This is a genomic window from Streptomyces sp. TN58 (genome assembly GCF_001941845.1).
Lineage (GTDB): Bacteria > Actinomycetota > Actinomycetes > Streptomycetales > Streptomycetaceae > Streptomyces.
The window spans coordinates 4,132,530-4,155,000 of sequence record NZ_CP018870.1 but is presented as its reverse complement, the minus strand read 5'-3'; the positions used below and the strand labels follow the sequence as shown (position 1 = coordinate 4,155,000).

13 protein-coding genes, 2 tRNA genes and 1 pseudogene (1 of these 16 running past the window's edge) are annotated in these 22,471 nt (G+C 74.3%); 8 read left to right on the top strand and 8 right to left on the bottom strand.

Annotated features, from left to right (window positions below):
• Positions 1-247, top strand: the final stretch of a protein-coding gene (locus tag BSL84_RS18860; RefSeq protein WP_199816375.1) for an MFS transporter. The gene continues 1,037 nt to the left of window position 1, outside the view; only the last 247 of its 1,284 coding nucleotides appear in the window; its start codon lies beyond the left edge, outside the window; its stop codon occupies positions 245-247.
• 69 nt (positions 248-316) lie between these two features.
• Here BSL84_RS18860 and BSL84_RS18855 read toward each other — a convergent pair whose 3' ends face one another.
• Both BSL84_RS18855 and BSL84_RS18850 read right to left on the bottom strand, forming a co-directional pair.
• The gene (locus tag BSL84_RS18855) at positions 317-2,194 is read right to left on the bottom strand and encodes an ATP-binding SpoIIE family protein phosphatase (protein WP_075970790.1); all 1,878 of its coding nucleotides are present in this window, start codon (positions 2,192-2,194) and stop codon (positions 317-319) included.
• A 135-nt stretch (positions 2,195-2,329) separates the two neighbouring features.
• A complete protein-coding gene (locus BSL84_RS18850; RefSeq protein WP_030028414.1) occupies positions 2,330-3,760 on the bottom strand; it encodes an NAD(P)/FAD-dependent oxidoreductase in 1,431 nt (476 codons plus the stop codon).
• Positions 3,761-4,093: 333 nt separating this feature from the next.
• Here BSL84_RS18850 and BSL84_RS18845 point away from each other — a divergent pair, with 333 nt between their 5' ends.
• Together BSL84_RS18845 and BSL84_RS18840 are read left to right on the top strand one after the other, a co-directional pair.
• Entirely contained in the window at positions 4,094-4,870 is a 777-nt protein-coding gene (locus BSL84_RS18845; protein ID WP_030028413.1) for a TetR/AcrR family transcriptional regulator, read from the top strand.
• Between the two features lie 362 nt (positions 4,871-5,232).
• On the top strand, positions 5,233-7,257 hold the full coding sequence (locus BSL84_RS18840) for a sigma-70 family RNA polymerase sigma factor (protein WP_075970789.1): 2,025 nt from the start codon (positions 5,233-5,235) through the stop codon (positions 7,255-7,257).
• An 837-nt stretch (positions 7,258-8,094) separates the two neighbouring features.
• Here the strand turns inward: BSL84_RS18840 and BSL84_RS18835 are convergent.
• Complete coding sequence (locus tag BSL84_RS18835; protein WP_075970788.1) at positions 8,095-10,290, bottom strand: asparagine synthase-related protein; 2,196 nt, start codon at positions 10,288-10,290, stop codon at positions 8,095-8,097.
• 629 nt (positions 10,291-10,919) lie between these two features.
• Between BSL84_RS18835 and BSL84_RS18830 the strand changes: the two genes are divergently transcribed.
• The 4 genes and pseudogenes from BSL84_RS18830 to BSL84_RS37790 all read left to right on the top strand — a co-directional run.
• Positions 10,920-12,596: a hypothetical protein gene (locus BSL84_RS18830; protein ID WP_030031129.1), complete on the top strand. Its 1,677-nt coding sequence runs from the start codon at positions 10,920-10,922 to the stop codon at positions 12,594-12,596.
• A 29-nt stretch (positions 12,597-12,625) separates the two neighbouring features.
• Complete coding sequence (lhgO, locus tag BSL84_RS18825; RefSeq protein WP_079273244.1) at positions 12,626-13,858, top strand: L-2-hydroxyglutarate oxidase; 1,233 nt, start codon at positions 12,626-12,628, stop codon at positions 13,856-13,858.
• A gap of 117 nt (positions 13,859-13,975) precedes the next feature.
• Complete coding sequence (trmB, locus tag BSL84_RS18820) at positions 13,976-14,815, top strand: tRNA (guanosine(46)-N7)-methyltransferase TrmB (protein ID WP_030032707.1); 840 nt, start codon at positions 13,976-13,978, stop codon at positions 14,813-14,815.
• A gap of 43 nt (positions 14,816-14,858) precedes the next feature.
• Positions 14,859-16,236: pseudogene (locus BSL84_RS37790) on the top strand (PrsW family intramembrane metalloprotease); the annotation flags it as partial.
• On the opposite strand, the gene BSL84_RS37030 reads toward BSL84_RS37790, so the two are convergent.
• A complete protein-coding gene (locus tag BSL84_RS37030) occupies positions 16,148-17,173 on the bottom strand; it encodes a M23 family metallopeptidase (protein WP_075970786.1) in 1,026 nt (341 codons plus the stop codon). The pseudogene BSL84_RS37790 and the gene BSL84_RS37030 overlap by 89 nt on opposite strands.
• Before the next feature lie 387 nt (positions 17,174-17,560).
• Positions 17,561-17,634, bottom strand: a tRNA-Met gene (locus BSL84_RS18805).
• A gap of 334 nt (positions 17,635-17,968) precedes the next feature.
• Here BSL84_RS18805 and BSL84_RS18800 point away from each other — a divergent pair.
• A complete protein-coding gene (locus tag BSL84_RS18800) occupies positions 17,969-19,240 on the top strand; it encodes a hypothetical protein (protein WP_075970785.1) in 1,272 nt (423 codons plus the stop codon).
• Between the two features lie 96 nt (positions 19,241-19,336).
• Here the strand turns inward: BSL84_RS18800 and BSL84_RS18795 are convergent, their stop codons facing one another.
• From BSL84_RS18795 to BSL84_RS18785, 3 genes are all read right to left on the bottom strand, one after another.
• A complete protein-coding gene (locus BSL84_RS18795) occupies positions 19,337-19,852 on the bottom strand; it encodes a GNAT family N-acetyltransferase (RefSeq protein ID WP_030037278.1) in 516 nt (171 codons plus the stop codon).
• A gap of 109 nt (positions 19,853-19,961) precedes the next feature.
• A tRNA-Lys gene (locus BSL84_RS18790) sits at positions 19,962-20,034 on the bottom strand.
• A gap of 81 nt (positions 20,035-20,115) precedes the next feature.
• Positions 20,116-22,446, bottom strand: coding sequence for a hypothetical protein (locus BSL84_RS18785; RefSeq protein WP_159393531.1), 2,331 nt, complete (start codon positions 22,444-22,446; stop codon positions 20,116-20,118).
• Positions 22,447-22,471: the final 25 nt, after the last annotated feature.

Sequence of the window (22,471 nt, the reverse complement as noted above, 5' to 3'; positions counted from 1 at the left end):
GTACAACTCGGCCTTCGCGCTGGTCAAGCAGCTGGCGCTGGCGTTGGGGCCGCTCGGGGTGCCGCTCGGTGCGGGTGCTCCGATGCTGTACATCGCGGTGTTCGTGCTCGTGTCGCTCGGGATCGCGGGCCTGGCGCTGCGGCTCGGCAAGGGCCTTTCGCCGATGCAGGACAACCCGGTGCTGGCGAGCAGGGTCGTGGCGCAGGGCGGTCCGGCCGTCGCGGTGAAGGAGCCCGTGCCCGCGTAGCCGCGTGACCGCGTACGGGATGTGTGTGAGGCCCCGGTCCTCGTGGACCGGGGCCTCGCGCATGCGCGGCTACTTGTCCGGGAGGGCGAACTCGCACCAGACGGCCTTGCCGCCGCCCGGGGTGCGGCGGGAGCCCCAGGAGGAGGCGATGGTGGCGATGATCGAGATGCCGCGGCCGGTCTCGTCGGCCGGTTCGGCGCGGCGGCGGCGCGGCAGGTGGTCGTCGCCGTCGGTGACCTCGATGATCAGCCGGCGGTCGGTGCGGCGCAGCCGGAGGCGCATGGGCGGGGTGCCGTGCTGGAGGGAGTTCGCCACGAGCTCGCTCGCGGCCAGGACGCCGAGGTCGCACAGCTCGACGGGGAAGCGCCATGAGGCGAGGACGCCCTGGGCGAAGGCACGGGCGCGCGGGGCCGCCTCGATGCCGCCGAGGAGTTCCAGGGCGGCGTTGTGGAAGAGCTCGGCGTCCGCGCCGGCCCGGGCGGGCTGCTGGATCACCATGACGGCTACGTCGTCGTCGTGGTCGGCGTCCACCCCGAGGGCGCGCATGAGGCGGTCGCAGATGACGGAGGGGGTGCCCTGGGCGCCGGCGAGGGCGCGTTCGAGGGCGGCGACGCCCTCGTCGATGTCCTCGCCGCGGCGCTCGACGAGGCCGTCGGTGTAGAGGACGGCGGTGGAGCCGGGGCCGAGCGCGATGGTGCCGGAGCTGTGCAGCCAGCCGCCGGTGCCGAGCGGGGGGCCGGTGGGGTCGGCGGCTCTGTGTACGGTGCCGTGCTCGTCGCGGACCAGGATCGGGAGGTGGCCTGCGGAGGCGTAGGCGAGCTGGCCCTCGTTGGGGTCGTGGACGGCGTACACGCAGGTGGCGATCTGGCTGGCGTCGATCTCGGCGGCGAGTCCGTCGAGCAGCTGCAGCACTTCGTGCGGGGGCAGGTCGAGGCGGGCGTAGGCGCGTACGGCGGTGCGCAGCTGGCCCATGACGGCGGCGGCGCGGACGCCGCGGCCCATGACGTCGCCGATGACGAGGGCGGTGCGGCCGGCGCCGAGGGTGATGACGTCGTACCAGTCGCCGCCGACGGCCGCCTCAGTGCCGCCGGGCTGGTAGGTGGCTGCGATGCGCAGGTCGTCGGGCTGTTCCAGTTCCTGCGGGAGGAGGGAGCGCTGGAGGGTGACGGCGGCCTCGCGCTGGCGGCGTTCGCTGGCGCGGAGGCGCTCGGCGGCTTCGGCGTGGTCGGTGACGTCGGCGAGGTGGATCAGGATGCCGGTGTGGTGGGCTTCGGCAGGGGTGGCGGGGGCGGTCGCGGTACCACCGGTGGCGCGGCCGGAGCCGGTGCCGGCGGTGCCGGCGGTGCCGGAGCCGGGCTTGGGGAACTCCACGGGTGTGCAGGTGACGGTGTACGAGCTGCCGCCGCCCGGTGCGGTGCGGTTCTTGGCGGTACGGGGCTTGCCGCTGCGCTGGACCTGGTCGAGGAGGGGGAGGAGGCCGAGTTCGCCGAGCTCGGGAAGGGACTCGTGGGCGGGGGCGCCGGGGTGGCGGGCTCCAAAGCCGGCGGTGTAGGCGTCGTTGACGTAGGCGACACGGTGCTCGGGGCCGTGGACGAGGGCGACCAGGGCGGGGAGCCGGCCGAGGATCTCGCGTACGGAGAGTTCGTCCGGGGAGGGCACGGCGGTGAGGACGCCGGCCGCTCGCCGGGCGGGCGCTGTGCCGGTACCGGTGCCGCTGCCCGAGCCCGGGCCGGACCCCGATCCGGTCCCGGTGCCGGAGACGGTGGGGTCTGCGGGGTGGCTGTCGGCGGCGGGCGTGGAGCGCTCCGCTCCGGGGTCGGGGCGGCCGCCGCGGGCTGCCGGGACCGCGCCTTCGCCCCGCTTGGCCTGGGCGGCGGCGTGTTCGGTCCGGGCGGCGGCGCGGCGCTGCGTTCCGGGGAACCGGGCGCTCCAGCGCGTGAAGTTCACTGCGTTCAAGCCTCGTGGTGTCGCGAGTGGTCGCTGTGTCGCTCGTGGGCGGTCGCTGACGGGACGATGTCACTCTGTGCAGGTGTGAGCACACCTATGGTCACACGTCCAGTGTGGCCGACCGCACTGACAACGTCAGCCCTGGCCGTTCTTGGGGGGGTTGGGGGCCAGGGGCGGAGGGGGTGCCTTCGGTCCGCCGCCTGCAGCCAGTTCGAATTCTGCCCTGGGGTGTTCGAGTGAGCCAAGGGAGACGATCTCACGCTTGAAGAGGCCGGAGAGGGTCCATTCGGCGAGTACGCGCATTTTCCGGTTGAAGCTGGGGACGCGGCTGAGGTGGTATGCGCGGTGCATGAACCAGGCGGGGTAGCGCTTGAGCTTGCGCCCGTAGACGTGCGCGACGCCCTTGTGGAGGCCGAGGGAGGCGACCGAGCCCGCGTACTTGTGGGCGTACTCGGTAAGGACCTCGCCGCGCAGGGCGGCTAGGAGGTTGTCGGCGAGGACCTTCGCCTGGCGGACGGCGTGCTGGGCGTTGGGGGCGCACTCCCGGCGGGGGCCCTCGGCGTCCGGCGGGGCGGTGATGTCGGGGACGGCGGCGGCGTCGCCCGCGGCCCAGGCGTGCTCGACACCCTCGACGGTGAGGAAGGAGGTGCACATGAGGCGGCCGCGCTCGTTCCTGGGGAGGTCGGTCGCGGCGAGGACCGGGTGTGGTTTGACGCCGGCGGTCCAGACGATGGTGCGGGTCGGGAAGCGGGCTCCGTCGCTGAGGACGGCGACGCGGTCCTCACAGGATTCGAGCCGGGTCTCCAGGCGGACGTCGATGTTGCGGCTGCGCAGCTCCCGGACCGTGTAGACACCCATCTCCAGGCCGACCTCGGGAAGGATGCGGTCGCTGGCCTCGACCAGGACCCACTTCATGTCCTCGGGCTTGATGTTGTGGTAGTACCGCGCCGCGTAGCGCGCCATGTCCTCCAGCTCGCCCAGGGCTTCGACACCCGCGAAGCCGCCGCCGACGAAGACGAAGGTGAGGGCGGCGTCGCGGACGGCGGGATCGCGGGTGGAGGAGGCGATGTCCATCTGCTCGATGACGTGGTTGCGCAGGCCGATGGCCTCTTCCACGGTCTTGAAGCCGATGCCGTAGTCGGCGAGGCCGGGCACGGGGAGGGTGCGGGAGACGGAGCCGGGCGCGAGGACGAGTTCGTCGTACTCCACCTCGATGGGGCCGGCGCCCTCGTCGGCGGTGGCGAGCGTGTTGACGGTCGCGGTCCGCTTGGCGTGGTCGATGTGCGTGGCCTGGCCGATGACGATGCGGCACTTGCCGAGGACGCGACGCAGGGGGACCACGACGTGGCGGGGGGAGATGGCGCCCGCGGCCGCCTCCGGCAGGAAGGGCTGGTACGTCATGTACGGCTCGGGCGTCACCACCGTGACCTCGGCTTCTCCCGCTCTCAGCTTTCGCTGGAGCCGGAGCGCCGTATACATGCCGACGTAGCCGCCGCCGACGATCAGGATGCGCGTGCGGGGCGGGGTACCGGGGGCCGCGCCCCGGGAGTTAGCAGCCTTCACCATCCCATGACGCAACGTGGCTGGGAGTTTGTCCACAGGCCCGACAAATTGTGTGACCGGTGAGGGCCCTGGGGCGGGGCGGGAGACGGCCTCCGGCGGGGGTTGAAGTTCGCAGGTCAGAGCGGGCGGAGAGGCGGGTTCCGAGGGGATGTGAGGGAAAAGTGGGGGTGAATGCTCCGATCGGGCGGTGGTCCGTCCGGGGCTGCCTCTTCTGAATTGACTCTGGCTCAACTATGTTCGTATCTCGTCGAGGACCGGGCCTGAGACCGTGGCCCCCCTCGGCGTGAAGGCGGGGAGTGTCTCCGGGGGGAGACAGATGATTACCGGGGGATACATATGAACATTTCCGATTTCCATGGTTCTGCGACCGCGCTCTCGGTCGAGAGCACCGGTCGAGCCCTGACCAGCCCGACCACGCACGGTGTGGGGCGCTCCACGCCACTGCGCGTAGACGCCCAGCGCAACCTGGAGCACGTGCTGCGCGCTGCCCGGGAGGTCTTCGGCGAGCTCGGCTACGGGGCTCCGATGGAGGACGTCGCGCGCCGCGCCCGGGTCGGTGTCGGCACCGTGTACCGGCGGTTCCCGAGCAAGGACGTCCTGGTGCGGCGGATAGCCGAGGAGGAGACGGCCCGGCTGACGGAGCAGGCCAGGACCGCGCTGGGTCAGGAGGAGGAGCCGTGGCAGGCGCTGTCGCGCTTCCTGCGCACCTCTGTGGCTTCGGGAGCCGGGCGGCTGCTGCCGCCGCAGGTGCTGCGCGTCGGCTCGACCGCTGAGGAGGCGGCCGAGGAGGCGGAGGAGGCACGGGTCCCGCACCAGCGCCAGGCCGCCGAGGCGGCCGGTGCTCCCGGTCTGCGGGTCGTGGGTGCGACGCGGGGCGCGGCCGAGGACGAGCCGTCGGACGACGCGGGCGCGGGTGCGCTGCTGGAGGTCGTCGGCCGACTGGTGCACCGGGCTCGGGAGGCCGGCGAGCTGCGTGCCGACGTGACGGTGGCCGATGTGCTGCTGGTGATAGCGACGGCGGCGCCGGCGCTGCCCGACCCGGCGCAGCAGGCGGCCGCGTCGACCCGGCTGCTCGACATCCTGCTTGAGGGGCTGCGTTCCCGGACGGTGTGATCGCGGAGCGTGCGGTCGCGAAGCGTGCGGTCCTCGGCCGTGTGGTCCTCGGCCGTGTGGTCCCGTCGGTCATGTGCCGGCCCGTGAGCGGGTCGGTACAGGACCGGCTCGGGGTCGGCCGACAGGTCGGCTCGGGGTCGTGGACGGGGCTGCGGCCCCCCGGGGTTGGTCCGGGGCCGGCCGTGGCCGGTTGCGACAGCGGGCGGTTCCGTTGGGCCGTTCGTGCGGTCGGCGGGTGGTTCGTCGATGTGTCCGACCCTGCCCGGACGGGTGGATGGTGCGCGGAGGGGTCCGACGCATGTCCGCCATGTGACACGCTTGATCGGTGTACCGGTTGAGCGTGTCGTGCGGGAGCTTCCGCGATGAGCATTGACGGGCGTGAAGAGTCACCCGGTGGTGCCGGGAGCGGGGCCGAGGCGGGCAGCCTGCCCGCCCGGCAGGTGCCGGCGCAGCGAGAACCGGGCGGGCGGCACGCACGCTCGTCGGGCTCCTCCGTCCCCTCGGGGGGCGCCCGAGGTGCCGGGGGCGATCTTCCGCCGTCCGACGGTGACTTGATCGCCCGGATGCGGGGTGGCGACGACGGTGCGTACGAGGAGCTGTTCCGCCGTCATGCCGACTCGGTACGGCGCTACGCGCGGTCCTGCTGCCGGGACGGGCACACGGCCGACGACCTGACCGCCGAGGTGTTCGCGCGGACCCTGCAGGCGGTACGGGGCGGCGCCGGGCCGGACCAGTCGGTGCGGGCCTACCTGCTGACCACCGTGCGCAGGGTCGCGGCCGCCTGGGCCAAGACGGCCAGGCGGGAGCATCTCGTCGAGGACTTCGCCGTCTTCGCGGAGCAGGCGGCCGCGCGTGCGGAGAGCGGAGCCGGGATCTCGGGGCTGTCGGGGGACGACACCCTCGAACTGGGCGCCGACGTACGGGCGATGCGGGTGGCCGAGCAGTCGTTGGCCATGCAGGCCTTCCGGAGCCTTCCGGAGCGGTGGCAGGCCGTGCTGTGGCACACGACGGTCGAGGAGGCTTCGCCGAGTGCGATCGCTCCCCTTTTCGGGCTGAGCGCCAACGCGACCGCGGTGCTGGCCAGTCGGGCCCGGGAAGGTCTCAAGCAGGCCTACCTGCAAGCCCATGTGAGTTCGGCGCTGAGCGAGGGCGGCGACTGCGCGCGGTATGCGGACCGGTTGGGCGCCTATGCGCGCGGCGGGCTGCGGATGCGGGCGGAGCGGGGGCTGCGGGGGCACCTTGAGGAGTGCGTGAAGTGCCGACTGGCCGCCGGTGAGCTGAAGGACGTCAACGCGGGCATTCCCGCGCTGCTTCCGGTGGCGGTCATCGGGTGGTTCGCCGCCGGGTACGCGGCCAAGGCGGCCGGGGTGGTGGCCGGCGGGGCCGTCGCCGCGGGCGGGGCCGGTGCGGCGGCGGCCGCCGCCGGTGGGTCGGCCGGCGGGGGTGGTTCCGCGGCCGGAGCGGCCGGAGGTGCTGCGGGGAGTGGCGCCGCGGGGGCTGCGGGTGGCGCCGGGGCCGGAGGGTCCGGATCCGCGGTCGGGGGTGCGCTGGCGTCCGAGGGGCTGGGGCTGCCGGCCAAGGCCGCCATCGCCGCCGGTATCGCGGTGGCCACGGCCGCCGGGGTGGTGTTCGCGCTGGCCGGGGACGAGCCCGAGCCGCAGGCCCGGGCGAAGCCGGCGCCGAGCGTGGCGGCTCCGGCCGTACCGAAGGCACCCGCCGCGGCCGCGCCTTCGGCGGAGCCGAGCCCGGCCGAGGAGCCACCGGCCGCGCGTGCCTCCGTAGCGCCGTCGCAGAAGCCGACGCCGTCGGCCGCGGCCTCCGCGTCCCCGGCCGCGCCGGCGCCCTCCGTGTCCCCGTCGCCCTCCCCCAGCCGGGAGCCCGCGCCCACGCCGTCCCCGAGCACGCCCTCACCGAAGCCGACGACGCCCCCGCCACCCGTACCGCAACCGCCCCAGTCGTTCCGGCTGGCCGCGCTCCCGTATGCGGTCCAGGGCGATCACAGCGGGCCGGAGTTGCGGACCTGGCGCAGCAGCTGGGTGTGGCAGCGCTGGGGGCTGCGGGTCGGGGGCCGGCAGTTCGACCAGGGGCTCACCGTGAACTCCCGTTCCTCGGTGGAGATCGCCCTCAACCGGCAGTGCACCAGCTTCTCGGCGTGGGCCGGGGTGGACGGCCTGTCGCTGTTCACCGACAGGCCGGTGCGGTTCTCCGTGTATGCCGACGGGCAGCGGCTGTGGCAGTCCGACGCCCTCGGGTTCAAGGATCCGCCGGCGGCCGTCCGGGTACCCCTCGCCGGGCGCACGTCGCTGCGGCTGGTGGTGGAGCCGTCGGGACCGGGCAGGCTGCCGACGCTGGCGAGCTGGGCCGACGCGGTGATCAGCTGCCGCTGAGCGGTCGGCGCGCGCAGTCGGCTTGAGCGTTCGGGTGAGCGCCGCGGTGACGGCGGCCGAGGCGGGTGCGGCGCTCGCGGGGCCGGCGGCAGCGGCCCACCAGGGGGAGGGGCCCGGCCCCGTCGCGCACCTCGGCGGCGCGGATGGGACACCGCACCCGCCGGTGCTGCCCGGGCGCCCCTCGGCGGGGACGACCTTCGGGACAGCGGCTTTCCCAGCTGTCTCGGGGAGGCGCCCGGGCCCCTGCAGAGCGGTCGCCGACCCCCGCCGTACGCCCACCCCGACGGACGCGGCGCGGCGCGCTCGCGCTGTCGACCTGGCGCTCGCTCGCTGCGCCCGCTCGCAAGGAGGAGGGTCGCCCGCGTACCGGTCGTACGCGGGCGATCCCGACACCGCGGCGAGGTGCCGTGCCGGGCGCCGCGAGCCAGACGGGACTTTCGCAACACGCCCTGGCTGCGGGCCGGTGCGCCGCGAGCCGACCGGCGGGCGGGCGGGCCGGCCGGCCCCCGCGGGCTGACCTGCACCCGCCCCTCCGGGGAACGTCCGCCGGCAGTGCACGGGGCTCCGGCGCGGCGGCCAGGTCCGTCTGCGGAACACCGGGGCGGCATCGACCGCCGCGCCTTGGCGACGGGGGCCTGGCGGTCCGCATCCGCCGCGTACGGGGCGTCGTCACCGGCGGCGAGGCCGTGAGCACTTCGCCCTGCCCGCCCGGCTGCTCGGCGACCCGACGGACCTGGTGCGGAGGTCCGCCCTGCGTCCCGTCCCGGCCGTGAGCGCCGCGACGACCGCGCGGAGGGTGTGCGCGGGCCGGGGCCCGCTGCCGCGCCGCCCGAACCGTCAGGACAGGGCCGGGCGGTGCACCGGGACCCCCTCGGGCACGGCCCTGCGCCGCGCCGCGGACGTCCCCGTCCAGCAGGTGCCGCGCCGGGCCAGCAGCCGGTGCAGCCACAGCTCCATCGAGACCAGTTCGGCGAGCCCGTCCAGCGGCACCGGGCGGCCCTCGGCCGCGTCGAGCAGCGCCTGCCGCACGACCCGGGCCTCGATCAGGCCGGCGTCCGCGAGCAGCGGGGCGGCGAAGAGCTCCAGCAGGTCGCTCAGGGCGGCACGCAGCCCCAGGCCGGCCGCCGTCTCGTTCGCCGTGTGGGCGGTGGCGCCCCACCCCGGCGGGAGTTCGCGCACCCCGGCCGAGTACAGGACGCTGCGCAGGATCTCCGCCCGGGCGCCGGGCTGCACCCGCAGGGATTCGGGCAGGGCGCGGGCGGCTCGTACGACCTGGTTGTCGAGGAACGGGGCGTGCAGGCGCTGGCTGCGGACCTCCACCGCCTGTTCGAAGACCCGGTGGTCGGCGGCGTGGCGGGCCAGCACGGAGCGGGCCCTGGCCTCCCCCGGCCGCAGCGACAGCGGGGGACGGCCGGCCGCGGCCGCGAGCCGGATCGATACTTCCGCCAGTGCCTCCCCCGTGAGCCAGGCCGCCGCCGGGCCCGGCCGGGACCAGGTCAGGGCGGCGAGGGAGGCGTCCACCGGACCGGACGCGTACTCGGTGACCCCGCCCTCGCGGAGCCTGGCCGCGGCGGCCTCCATGCCCGCGCGGTACGACGTACGGGCAAGTCTGCGGGCCGCCGAGTACACCGTGATGGGCACCAGCAGGGACTCCCCGCCGGCTCCCGAGGCGGACGCGGAGCGGGCCAGCGCCGCCACCGGGCGCAGCAGGTGGCGTCGGCGGCGGTCCATCAACAGGTCGGCCATGCGGGCCGGGTGGGCGTCGAGGACCTGCCGCGCGCCGTGGCCGGTGAAGTGGTCGGCCGCACCGGCGGCGAGCCTGCGCCGCTCGCGGGCGGCGGAGACCAGCGAGGGGCCCGGCTCGTCGGTGAGGGGGCCGTCCAGTTCGGTGTACGGGAGGGCCTCGGCCGCGGCGGCGACCACGACGTGGTGCAGGCGCGGGTCGGACGCGACGGCCCTGGCACGTTCCAGTTCTTCCTCGCGGCCCTGCGGGGTGGCCAGGTCGTTGAAGGTGACCGCCAGCAGCCGCGCCCCGGCGGGGCTGGTGATGCTGCCGGGCGCCCCCGGCAGGCCCGCCGCGAGCAGGGCGAGGGTCGCGGAGGCGCTGCCGCCGGACAGGTCGGCGCCCACGCCGGGGGCCGGCGCGCCGCGGGCCGCGCGCCGGTCGGCCGGTCCCATGCCGGGTACGGGGCCGGGATCGTACGGTGGCAGCGTTTCGGGAGCATGCCGCGGAGCCGTGAGCCGGGCGCGCACCGCGTCCACCAACGCTTCCCGCACGCCCTCCACCGCGCGGTCGGCGTCGGCCTCGGGCGCGGCCACCGCGAGGGAGGCCACCTGCTCGTAGCCGGTGATCTCCCGGGAGCCCTCGCGCAGGATGAGGGCGTGCCCGGGCGGGATGCGGCGGACCCCGGCGTACGGGGTGCCGTCGCCCAGTGCCTCGGGGCTGTCCGGGCAGGCCAGCAGGGCGGCGAGGTGGCCGATGTCGAGCTGCGCCTCGATGAGGTCGGCGAGCGGGAGGGCGGCGGTGGCGTACGCCGTGCCGCTCGCCCAGGGGGTGTAGAAGACGGGCCGGGCGCCCGCGAGGTCGCCGACGACGGTGATGCGGCGGCCGGCCTGGACCACGGCGGTGTAGCTGCCGGACCACTGGGTGAGGTGGCGCAGCGCGCCGCCGCGGGCCGCGTAGAGGGCCCTGCGCAGTTCGGCGTCGGTCGCGCCGCAGCAGCCGAGCACGGCGAGCCGGGTGAAGGGGTCGGCGGGGTCGGCGGTGGCGGTGCGGATCTCGTCGGGGCGCCAGTCGCCGACGGCCCAGAGGGGGTCGGGATCGCCCCAGAGCAGCTGGGCGCCGACGGGGTGGACGGTGCGTTCCGCGTCCGCGCCCGGGTCGGCCGCGTGGGCGGCGTCCGCGATGCCTCCGTGCTGGGCCGCGCCGTCGGCTCCGAGCCCGCCCGGTCCGCGGCCGGCGCCGTGACCGGAGACGCGGCCGGCCGTGCCGAAGCTCGCGGCGATACTGCTCCATCCCACCAACCAGCGCACCGCCGCCTCCCCAGCCCGTGGGCACATGACCGGGGCACGGGCAGCACGGACAGCGCTGAGGGCGCGGTCGACTGGACCCCGGTGGCTCGGGTCCATGCTGCCACGGGACAGGCGTGCGAGAGGGGTTATAGGGGGCGCGCGTGCTGGCGAACGCGCCCCTGCCACGCGGTATTTGGCGTTCCGTTCCCACCGCCCCATAGGTCGCTTTCGGCCATTCTTCGGCCGCCTGGAGAGCCGTCGCGCGGTGTCGGCGCCCGGCTCGCGGGCGCGGTCCGGGAGGCGGCACCCGCCTCCCGGACCGTTCCGCCACCCGCGGGGATTGAGGCAGCGGCGTCCCCCGGCCCGCCCGATCCGCGCAGCGGGCCGACCCACGCACCGCACATCGAATCGCCGGGCCCGCGGACCGGCCAGAGCGCACGGGCGGGCGCACGGCCACACGGGCGGAGCACGCCACGGGGCGCGCGCCCCGGCGCCGGCCCCGGGGCGGACTGTGCAAACGGACAACAATCCCGCCATACGGAAGTAAGGGCCTTAACGCTTGGGAGGCGGGGAACTACGCTGGGTTTACGAAATGCCGGGCGCCTATGCCCCGGCGGCGTCTGCGTTCCGCGTGTGACGAGGGGTGGCGCATGTCCAGGGAGCTCCGCGAGCCCAATGAGAAGCTCGGCGCCGTCCTCGCCCTCGCGGGCATCAGCAACGCCGGGCTGGCCCGGCGCGTCAACGACCTCGGCGCGCAGCGCGGCCTGACGCTGCGGTACGACAAGACGTCGGTGGCCCGGTGGGTTTCGAAGGGCATGGTGCCGCAGGGTGCCGCCCCGCACCTCATCGCGGCCGCCATCGGCGCGAAGCTGGGCCGGCCGGTACCGCTGCACGAGATCGGCCTGGCGGACGCGGACCCCGCGCCCGAGGTGGGTCTGGCCTTCCCGCGGGACGTGGGTGCCGCCGTGCGCTCGGCGACCGACCTCTACCGGCTGGACCTGGCCGGGCGGCGCGGCGGCGGCATCTGGCAGTCGCTCGCGGGTTCGTTCTCGGTGGCGGCGTACGCGACGCCCGCCTCGCGGTGGCTGATATCTCCCGCCGACAGCTCGGTGGCACGGGAGCCGGCGGGCACGGCGGCGCACCAGCGGCCCGCGTCCGCGGCCCCTTCGGCTCACGACGACGCGGCTCACGATGCTCCGGTTCAGGGCGCACCGGCGCGCGACCTCCCGTCACAGCAGTCGCCTCCGACGCCCGGGACGCCGGCGTCCCGGACCCCCTCGGACGGGGCACCGGCAGGCCGTACGACCGGGCCGGCGACGGGCCCGATGACAGCACCGGCGGGCACGTCAGGCCCGCCGTCCACCGTTGTGCCCGCGCAGCAGGGAGCCGAAACGCCGCGCGAGCACGTCCAGCGGGTGGGCCACAGCGACGTGGCGAAGCTGCGCGAGGCGGCCGAGGACGCCCGCCGCTGGGACTCCAAGTACGGCGGCGGCGACTGGCGTTCGTCGATGGTCCCCGAGTGCCTGCGGGTGGACGCGGCGCCGCTGCTGCTCGGCTCGTACACGGACGAGGTGGGCCGCGCCCTGTTCGGCGCGACGGCCGAACTGACCCGGCTGGCCGGGTGGATGGCCTTCGACACCGGCCAGCAGGAGGCGGCCCAGCGCTACTACATCCAGGCGCTGCGCCTCGCCCGCGCGGCCGCGGACGTACCGCTCGGCGGCTACGTGCTGGCCTCGATGTCCCTCCAGGCGACCTACCGCGACTTCGCGGACGAGGGCGTGGACCTCGCGCAGGCGGCCGTCGAGCGCAACCGCGGCCTGGCCACGGCGCGCACGATGAGCTTCTTCCGCCTCGTCGAGGCGCGGGCGCACGCGAAGGCGGGCGACTCCGCGGCCGCCGGGGCGGCGCTGCGGGCCGCGGAGGGCTGGCTGGAGCGGTCCCGTGAGGGCGACCCGGATCCGACCTGGCTCGGTTTCTACTCGTACGACCGTTTCGCGGCGGATGCGGCGGAATGCTACCGCGACCTCAAACTCCCCCGGCAGGTGCGGCGCTTCACCGAGCAGGCGCTGTCGCGGCCCACGGAGGAGTACGTACGTTCCCACGGGCTGCGGCTGGTGGTCAGCGCCGTCGCGGAGCTGGAGTCGGGCAACCTGGACGCGGCGTGCGCGGCGGGCACCCGGGCGGTGGAGGTGGCGGGCCGGATCTCCTCGGCCCGCACGACCGAATACGTACGGGACCTGCTGCACCGCCTGGAACCCTACGGGGACGAACCGCGCGTCGCGGAGCTGCGCGAGCGGGCCCGGCCGCTCCTGGTGGCGCCGGCGTAGACCCGCCGGGCCGCGTTGTCGGTGCGGGGGTGCAGTATGCAGGGGTGGGAGGTGTCGGCGTGGGCGGTGGCGTGGACTGCGATGTGCTGGTGATCGGCGGCGGGATCGTCGGCCTGTCGACGGCGCATGCCTTGTCGCGCCTGGCTCCGGGTACGAGGGTCATCGTCCTGGAGAAGGAGTCGGGCCCGGCCCGGCACCAGACGGGCCGCAACAGCGGCGTGATCCACAGCGGGATCTACTACCGGCCCGGTTCGCTGAAGGCCCGCTTCGCGGTGAGCGGCGCCGCCGAGATGGTGAAGTTCTGCGCGGAGCACGGAATCCCGCACGAGGTGACGGGCAAGCTGATCGTCGCCACCGAGCGCGAGGAGCTGCCCCGGCTGCACGCCCTGGTCCAGCGCGGCCGGGAGAACGGCATCCCGGTGCGCGAGCTGGGACCCGCCCAGATCACGGAGTACGAGCCGCAGGTGCAGGGCCTGGCCGCGATCCACGTGGGCAGCACGGGCATCGTGGACTACGGCCTGGTGAGCGCCCAGCTCGCGGAGTCCTCGGGCGCGGAGGTCGTCTACGGCTCCGAGGTGGACCTGATCTCGCGCCGCCCCTCGGCGGTGGCCGTGCGCACCACGGCCGGTCTGGTGTTCCGGGCGCGGACGCTGGTGAACTGCGCCGGCCTGCACTGCGACCGGATCGCCCGCCTGGCCGGCGACGACCCGGGCATGCGGATCATCCCCTTCCGCGGCGAGTACTACGACCTGGCCCGTCCCGAGCTGGTCCGCGGGCTGGTCTACCCGGTGCCCGACCCGGCGTTCCCCTTCCTGGGGGTGCACCTCACCCGCGGCATCGGCGGCGGCGTCCACGTCGGCCCCAACGCCGTGCCCGCGCTGGCCCGCGAGGGATACGACTGGTCGACCGTGCGCCCGCGGGACCTCGCGGACGAGCTCGCCTGGCCCGGGGCGTGGCGCATGGCCGCCCGGCACTGGCGGTACGGGACGGGCGAGATCCGCCGTTCCCTGTCGAAGCAGGCCTTCACCCGGGCGGTACGGCGCCTGCTGCCGGCCGTCGAGGCCGCGGACCTCCGCCCGGCCGCGGCCGGCGTCCGCGCGCAGGCCGTCCTGCGGGACGGGACCCTGGCGGACGACTTCCTGATCCGCGACGCCCCCCGCACGGTGCACGTCCTCAACGCGCCGTCCCCGGCGGCGACGGCCTCCCTCCCGATCGGCCGCGAGATCGCCACCCGCGTCCTGCGCACCCTCACCGCGGCCTGAGCGTTCCGGGGCGCCGCCGCGCGCCCCGCATCCCGAAGGGCTCGTGGGCACCGGGCGTCGGCCGCGGCCCCACGGCACCCGGCGGCGACCACCGCCCCGTCGTAGAATCAGCGCATTGTGTCTGAGTCCCTGAACCCCACGCCGCCCGCCGTCCCGGACGCCCCCGTCGCCGACTACGCCGCCGACGCCGCGCCGGAGGCGAACTCGTACGTGCCGCCCAAGTGGCGCACCGAGCCCCGCTTCCCCGACGGTCCCGCGCCGGACCCGGCCGGCTCGCACCACGAGCGGCGGATCCGGAGCTTCCAGCCCCGGCGCAGCCGGGTCACCACCGGCCAGGGCGAGGCCCTCAAGCGGCTCTGGGGCACCTGGGGCCTGGACGTCGACGGCCACTCGGTCATCGACCTCGACGCACTCTTCGGCGGCCTCCCGGTCGTCCTGGAGATCGGCTTCGGCATGGGCGAGGCCACGGCGCAGATGGCCGCCGCCGACCCGGCGACCGGCATCCTCGCCGTCGACGTGCACACCCCCGGCCAGGGCAACCTCCTCGCCCTCGCCGAGCGCGGCGGCATGGAGAACGTGCGCGTCGCCAACGGCGACGCGATCATCCTGCTCCGCGAGATGCTCCCGCCCGACTCGCTCGCCGGGATCCGCGTGTACTTCCCGGACCCGTGGCCCAAGGCGCGCCACCACAAGCGCCGGCTGATCCAGCCCGAGTTCCTCACGCTGGCCGCGACCCGCCTGGCGCCCGGGGCCGTACTGCACTGCGCGACCGACTGGGAGCCGTACGCGGAGCAGATGCTCGAAGTCCTCACGGCCCACCCCGACTTCGAGAACACCCGGCCCGACGGCGGATTCTCCCCGCGCCCCGACTTCCGCCCGCTCACCCGCTTCGAGGGGCAGGGCCTGGACAAGGGACACGTCGTACACGACTTGCTCTTCCGCCGCACACAGAACTGAGAACGTCACCGCGCGTGTCCGGGCGGATCGCTAGGGTCATCATGTGTTCCGAGCGCTCCGCCCCGTGCCCGCACGTCCGCCCGCCGCGGTCCGTACGTGCGTGCTCCTCGTCCTGCTCGCCGCGACCGGTATCGCCATCCTCGACCTCGTGCGGGAGCAGACCGGCACGCCGGGCTTCTTCGTCGGCCTCGGCCTGGCCCTGCTGCCGGTGGCCCCGCTCATGGCGGCGTTCCGGTGGCTGGGCCGGGCCGCGCCCGCGCCCTGGCCCCAGTTGCTGTTCTGCTTCGGCTGGGGTGCCTGCACCGCCGCGCTGATAGCCATACTGGCCAACAACTTCGCCACCGAGTGGATAGCCGCGGCCACCGCCGACCCGTCGGGCGCGGACCACCTCGGCTCGGTCGCCATCGCCCCGGTGGTGGAGGAGAGCGCCAAGGCGGCCGCGCTGCTCCTGGTGTTCGTGTTCCGCAGGGGGAACTTCACCGGCCCCGCGGACGGTTTCGTGGCGGCCGGCTTCACCGCCACCGGCTTCGCCTTCACCGAGAACATCCTCTACCTCGGCAACGCCTTCGTTCAGGACCTGGCCGACGGCACGGGGGTGCTGGAGTCGGTGACCGCGGCGACGTTCTTCGTACGGATCGTGCTGTCGCCGTTCGCCCACCCGCTGTTCACCGTGCTCACGGGGCTCGGTTTCGGCGCGGCCGCCGTCAGTGCGCGCCGCTCGCGCCGCGTCTGCCTGCCCCTGCTCGGTCTGGCGCCGGCGATGGGCCTGCACGCCCTGTGGAACGGCTCCTCACGCTTCGGGGACCACGGCTTCTACGTGACGTACGTCTGCGTGATGGTCCCGCTGTTCGGGCTGCTGGTGTGGCTGGCGGCGCGGATAAGGCAGCGCCGGCTGCAGGCCGTCGCCGGGGAGCTCGCGCATTACGCGGCCGCCGGCTGGCTGGCTCCCGCCGAGGTGCCCGCCCTGGCCTCGATGCCGGCCCGGTCGCTGGCCCGCTCCCTGGCGCGGCGCAGCGGGGGCCGGGCCGCCGGGCGGGCGGTCGCCCGCTACGAGGCGGACGCCGTCGCCCTGGCGCTGCTGCGCAACCGCGCGCGTCGCGGGGCGCCGATGCGGAAAGCGGATTTCGCGGGCCGGGAACGGGAGTTGCTGCACCGGCTGTGGGAGCGCCGCGCGACGGCGGGACCCGCGCTGTCCCGGGCCGCGGTGCTGGAGGAGCTGCTTCCGCCGTGGTTCGACCCCCTGCGACCGGCGGCCGCGGCGGCTGTGCCCGAACCGCGCCGCGAGGAGCGCGGAGGGGAGCCGCGCGGGCGACCGGCGCCGGGAGGCGTCCCTCAGACGTTCAGGCCCTTGGACTCCAGCCACGCCAGCGGGTCCGTCGTCGATCCGCCCTTGCGTACTTCGAGGTGGAGGTGGGGGCCGGTGACGTTGCCGGTGGCGCCGACCCGGCCGATGGTGTCGCCGGCGCCCACGGAGCCCGAGGTCACCGACATCGAGGAGAGGTGGCAGTACCAGACCTCCGTACCGTCCTCCAGTTCCAGCACGATCCGGTAGCCGTACGCCCCGGACCAGCCGGCGGAGGTGATCTTGCCGGCTCCGACCGCCTTGACCGGGGTGCCGGTCGGGGCCGCGAAGTCCAGGCCGGTGTGGTGGCCGGAGGACCACATGGAGCCGGAGACTCCGTAGTGCGAGGTGAGGGTGTAGGCGGAGGTGGGCAGGAACCAGCTGCCGGCGGCCGCGGCGGGACGCTCCTGCGCCGCCTTGGCCTCGGCGGCCTTCCTCGCGGACTCCGCTTCCTCCGCGGCCTTCGCCTCGGCCTGGGCCTTGGCCTCCTCGGCCGCCTGGCGGGCCGCCTCCAGCTTGTCCTTGGCCTCTTGGGCGGCCGCCACCTGCGCGGCACGCTCGGCTTCCGCGCGCGCCTTCGCCTCGGCGGCCTCGGTCTGCGCGTCGGCCTGCTGGAGGATCCGGTTGCGCAGGAGCTCGCCGGGGTCCGCGCCGCGGTCGGCCTGCTGGGCGATGATGCCGATCGTGCCGTCGCGCCCGGCCTCGGTCTCCTGGCCGGAACCCCCGCCGTCCTGACGGTCGTCGTCCCCGGTCACCAGGCCGGGGAGGGAGGGCAGGGATATCGCGACCTGCGGCCGGTCCTGCGCGGTGGCGATACCGCTGGCACCGACGGCGGCGATGACACCGACGCCGAGGACGGTGGAGCTGCGGGCGAGTCCTCCGCGCTGCTTGGCGACACGGTGCTTGCCCCGCACCGGGCGAACGGTGTCCTCGGTGGGGTTCCACTCGCCCCAGGCACCCGCGGTGGGCGGCTCCTGGATGTCGATGCCTTCAGGAGCAGGCGAGTTGGAGGCCACCGGGGCACACTCCTCATTGACACGCACGCGCACGGTGCCGTCTCTTGCGACGGCCGGGACGACCGCGCTGCGTTATCGAAAGGTAATAGAAGTGAGGGAGTGATTCCAAGCTGTTGCGCTTGATCGTTCTCACCAATCGGCCACAGCCTGGCTTGCTTTGGCCATCCCTTTTCGCCCGAAGCGGGATCAACTCGGGCAGAAATCAACCGGCTCACCCATCCCGTCGGCCACCCACGCGACATGACTGACGGTCAATCACCTTGCGCACTGCACTCGTTCACTCACGGAAGGTCACGGTTGCCGTAGGGCCGGAACCCCGGGAGGGCGGGGAAGGCCAGGAACACGACGAAGGCCCGGCTCCCAAGGGAACCGGGCCTTCGCCTTCAGTAGCGGGGACAGGATTTGAACCTGCGACCTCTGGGTTATGAGCCCAGCGAGCTACCGAGCTGCTCCACCCCGCGTCGGTGAACACAACTCTACGCCATCGCGGAGCCGGCCCTCGCCAATTAACCGCCGGCCCGCCCCAGCACCGACAGAACCGCAGGTCAGAGGCCTGGATCCGGTCCAGATCCAGCCGGGATCCGGTCGCATGCGGCCGGAATCCGACACCCGGCGAACCAAGATCATCTCTGTTGCACGCCGGTGACACTGCGGGGATGGTTCCGCGATCGGATCCGGGTGAAGATTCACCTGTCGCCGAGACCAGGGGGAAGACGAACCGGTCGGCCGACACAGACCACACCAACCGGCTCGGCGCTCTGCCGATGCCCTTGTGATTCCCGGGGGGAGTCCACCATGTCCGTTCGCACCGCAGCCGCCATCGCAGTCGTCGCCGGCGTTGTCACCACTCTGCTGCCGCTCTCGGCCACCGCCGCGTCCGCCGCACCCGCCGCCGGCGACCACGCCGTGCTGCGTACGGAGATGGGCGCTCCCGTCCCCAGCGGCCCGCTGACCCGCGGCGGCGCCACCGAGACCTTCGACCTCACGGTGAAGAACCCGACCGGCAAGGCCGTCGAGTACAAGCCCTGGCTGCTCCTCGACCCCAAGGGCCCCAGCCTGCTCCAGGAGGACGACATCGTCTTCAAGGTCGAGGCGGTGGACGCCCCGGCGACCAAGTCCGCGATCGGCGGGCAGGACGGCGAATGGCAGGGCATGTTCTCCCCGTCGGCCGAGGAGCCGGACTCGGGCTTCGACATCCCCGCCAACGGCAAGATGACCTGGAAGGTCACCATCGGCCTCGGCGCGAACTACCCCACCAACAACGGCGACTTCAACCTCACCGCCACCAGCTACAACAACTCAGTCGCCCCCGGCGGCTCGGACTCCCACCTCTTCAAGGTCGGACCGCAGATCAAGACCGGCGAGCTGAGGACCTGGTTCAAGCAGACCAGCTCCGGCAAGGACGGCCAGGAGCAGCGCGCGTACCTGGACCTGCACCACCAGGCCACCGGTGACGGCGTGTTCAACGTCCCCCTCGCCACCAGCCTGACCCTGTCCCACCCTGGCGAGCAGGACGCCGACTTCCGCCTCCAGGCCCTGATCGACGGCCGCTGGCAGGACCTCGAAGCCAAGGACAGCCGCTACGAGCTGCCGCGCATCGCCAAGGGCTTCGGCGCCGCCTCCGGCGTCCACACCCAGCCGCTGCGCCTCAGCCTGGGCAAGAACACCAAGCTGACCAAGCGCACCATCATCACGATGGAGGCCGAGGTCCGCCAGGCCGAGGGCAACACCTGGCCGCTCAAGACCGTCCCGGTGCGGTTCCCGCTGGTCCCGATCACCGAGCCGGCGCCCACCGGGCCGACCACCAACCCGACCACCCCGACCAACCCGACCACCACCGCCCCGTCCCCGACCGCCTCCCCCTCCTCCACGTCCGCCGTCCGGCAGGCCGTCGCCACCACCACGGGCAACTCCAGCGTGACGACGACCACGGGCTCCTCCACCGGCTCCCTGGCCAGCACCGGCGCCGGCTCGTCCACCGGCCTGTACGCCGGCCTCGCCGCAGCCCTGCTCGCGCTCGGCGCGGCCGCCGCCTGGCTCGGCCGCCGCAGCCGCACCTCTGCCTGATCGCACCTCCCCACACCCCGAAAAACACCCCGAAACACCCCGAAGCGCCCTGCCCGATCCCTCGGGCGGGGCGCTTCACGTTGCGCGGGAGAACGGTCAGGCGGCGGCCTGTTCGCGGCGGCGGGTCAGGACGCGGGTGGTGGAGCCGTCGTCCTCCCGCACGTCCCGGACGTGCGCGAAGCCGAGGCGGGCCAGCAGGGCCAGGGAGGCCGTGTTGGGCGCGGCCACCGTGGCGTGCACCTCCGTCAGGCCGAGGCGGTCGAAGCCGTACGCGACGACCGCCTCCGCGATCTCGGTGCCCAGGCCGCATCCCCAGGCCTCGGGGGCCAGGGCATAGATGATCTCGTGGCCGTCGACGTCGTCGGTCCGCTTGATCTCCGCGTGCCCGACCAGCCGTCCGTCCCTGCGCACGGCCCACACGTCGAAGAGCTCCTCGGCGTAGACCTTGCTGAAGACCCGCCCGAACAGGGCGCGGTCCTCGTCCTCGGTGGTGGGGCCGTCCCCCATCCAGCGGGAGACCCGGGTGTCCTGGAAGAGGGCCACGAAGGCCTCCTCGTCCTCGGGGACGTACGGGTCGAGCAGCAGGCGTTCGGTACGCAGAACAGGAGTCACGCCGGCGACGCTACCGCCGCCGCCCCTGGACGTTCACCTGGTTTTGCGGCCCGGTCCCCGCACAGCACAGCGCCCCGTACGCGATGGGCGGACGGGGCGCTGGGAGCGGTAGGCCATGTCGGACTCGAACCGACAACCAACGGATTAAAAGTCCGCTGCTCTGCCAATTGAGCTAATGGCCCTCCGGGTGCTCACCCCAGAGCATAGCCGGACAGCGCCGGTCAGCCGATCGGGTATCGACCGACCGGCCTGTCGGCGTCAGTTCAGGGGCGGGCCGGCGGCCGGACACCGGCCGCGGGGCGGGTGACGGTGACCGTCCCGGACATGCCGAGTTCGGCTCCCCGGCCGTCGGCCGGACGGGCCGTGAGCCGCCACTCGTACTCGCCGGAGAAGAGGTACGCGCCCGTCGGGGACTTGCCGTCCCACGCCGGGGCGATCAGGCCGCGCGCGTCGGTTCCGGTGCGGACCACCGTGGTGATGCCGGACGTCTTGTTGCGCACCGTCAGCTTCCAAGAGGAGACGGGCTTGGACAGCCACCAGCGGGCCTGCCAGTTCTTCACCTGCCGGAAGTCGGCGGCGGCGGCGACATCCTGGTCGATCGCCGCGAGCGGGGAGGCCGCGCCCGCCACACCGGTCAGGTGTACGGTCTCGCCCGCGTCGGTGTAGGCGAGGCGTCCGCCGAACCGGTCGACAGCCCATTCGCTGCCGTACCTCTTCACCTGCTGCGCGATCTCCCGCTCCCGAACGGCCGTGCCGGAGCGCAGGTTGTAGACCTCCAGACCGGCGCCGCCCTGGCGCACCACGTAGCCGTCGCCGAGCTTCACGCGGTCCCTCTCGGGGGCGAAGGGCAGCGGAATGCGCTTCTCGGAGGGCAGGTGGAAGGCGGCGGGACCGCCCCCGGAGGCGGGGCAGAGCGCGTAGAGCCACTCCCCGGCGACGTCGATCTCGTCCGGGCGGCAGGCCGTGCCGAGGCCCTGGTGCTGCGTGATCGCGCCGGTCCGCAGGTCGGTACCGCTCACCCCGTCCGTCGCGGCGCGGTCCCAGAGCGTGGCACCCCACAGGGTCGCCGCCGGGGAGGGCCTGAAGTCCAGGAGCTTCCCCGCGTCGATGTCGGCCACCAGCAGCCGCGGGTTGTTCTTCTCGGTCGCCGTGAAGAGCACGAAACGGCCCGAGGCGTTCTTGACCAGGTACGGCTGCAGGCCGTCGGTACCGGGCAGGGGCACCTGGCGGACCGTGCCGCCGGGGCGGATCTCCCGTACGTTGACCGCGATGCCCGCACCGTGGGTCGAGAGCGAGACGATCCGTCCGTCTCCCGTCGGGACGGTCCAGCCGGGGAGTTCGGCGTCGGGGCGGCAGAGCCGCAGGTCCGTGTTCTCGTCACAGCTCCAGTCGGGGGCCTGCGGCGCCGGGGAGGTCCCCGACACCGGCACCGTGTAGCCCTGGAGGCTGCGGGTGGGGTCCTGCTGGCCCGTGATGAGCCGGCCCTGGGCGAGGCTGAGCGTCAGCCGGTCCGCGGGATTCGGCGGCAGGTCCCTCACCTTGGTCAGCAGCGGGGCGCCGTCGGGGCCCGGAGCGATCCGGTACGTCGCCCAGTGGCTGGAGTCGGTGCCTCCGGCCAGGTAGCCGGCGCCGTCCGTGCCCGTCTTCAGACCGTGGTCCGACCGGGCGAGCAGGGTGCGGCGGGTGCCGCCGCCGACGGGCACCGCGGTGACCGCGTCGCTCTGGGCGTAGGAGTCCTGCGTGACCAGCCAGTCGCCCACGGGGTGCGTACGCCCGTACGGATACGGGGTGTTGACGTCGCGGGTCACGGCGAGGTCGGCGCGGGAGAGCAGGGTGGCCGTGGTGGACCCCTGCTTGCGCAGTGAGACCCACCGGGAGCCGAGCGAGTAGTCGACGTTGCCCGGTTCCGTCGCACCGTCCGGCAGGGCCAGCGGGGTCAGCGTCGCCGCCGCGTAGTCGAGGAGGGCGAGCACCTGCGCGCCGGCGGCGGACCGGTAGGTGATCAGCGCGCCCTTCTCGTCGGCGGTCCGGACCCAGAACGAGTGGGCGGCGATGGGTTCCGGCGCGGTGACGGTGACGTCCTTGCGCGGTTCGCTCCCACGGCCGATCAGGTGCAGGATCAAGCGGCCCTGGGCGTCCTGCTCGGTGGCCAGCACCTGGGTCGGCGAGAAGGCGGTGGTCCAGGACCGGCCGGCCGGCGCCGCAAGGGTCTCGGTGCGGCCGGTGGACAGGTCGTGCAGGGTCAGCGGTCCCGCGGTCGTGGACGACGTCTCGCGGTACTCGCAGCCGTCGGTGTCGCCGAGGCTCAGCGACATGCCGTAGGGGCCGGTGGGGCAGTCCGCGAGGGGCACTTCGCGGCCGTCCTCGAAGCTCTTCCAGTACCCCCTGCCGGGACCGGTTCCGGGCCGGAGGAGCATCATGCCCTTCGGTCCGGCGCCGAAGAACGGCTCGCGCGACGGCTCCTGGTGCGGCAGCGGAGCGATCGTCAGTTCACCGGCGGTCGCAGGTCCCGCGGCAGCCGGTCCGGCGGTGAGGGCGCCGATGCCCGTGGCCAGTGCGAGCGCCGCTGCGCCCAGCACACGTGACCGTCTCATGTGTTGTCGTCCCCCGGGAGTCGAG

Bases quoted from the DNA above. Each gene is read 5' to 3' on its own strand.
- BSL84_RS18850 (WP_030028414.1), bottom strand. From the start codon at position 3,760: ATGGTGAAGGCTGCTAACTCCCGGGGCGCGGCCCCCGGTACCCCGCCC.
- BSL84_RS18845 (WP_030028413.1), top strand. From the start codon at position 4,094: ATGAACATTTCCGATTTCCATGGTTCTGCGACCGCGCTCTCGGTCGAG.
- BSL84_RS18840 (WP_075970789.1), top strand. From the start codon at position 5,233: ATGAGCATTGACGGGCGTGAAGAGTCACCCGGTGGTGCCGGGAGCGGG.
- BSL84_RS18830 (WP_030031129.1), top strand. From the start codon at position 10,920: ATGTCCAGGGAGCTCCGCGAGCCCAATGAGAAGCTCGGCGCCGTCCTC.
- BSL84_RS18800 (WP_075970785.1), top strand. From the start codon at position 17,969: ATGTCCGTTCGCACCGCAGCCGCCATCGCAGTCGTCGCCGGCGTTGTC.
- BSL84_RS18785 (WP_159393531.1), bottom strand. From the start codon at position 22,446: ATGAGACGGTCACGTGTGCTGGGCGCAGCGGCGCTCGCACTGGCCACG.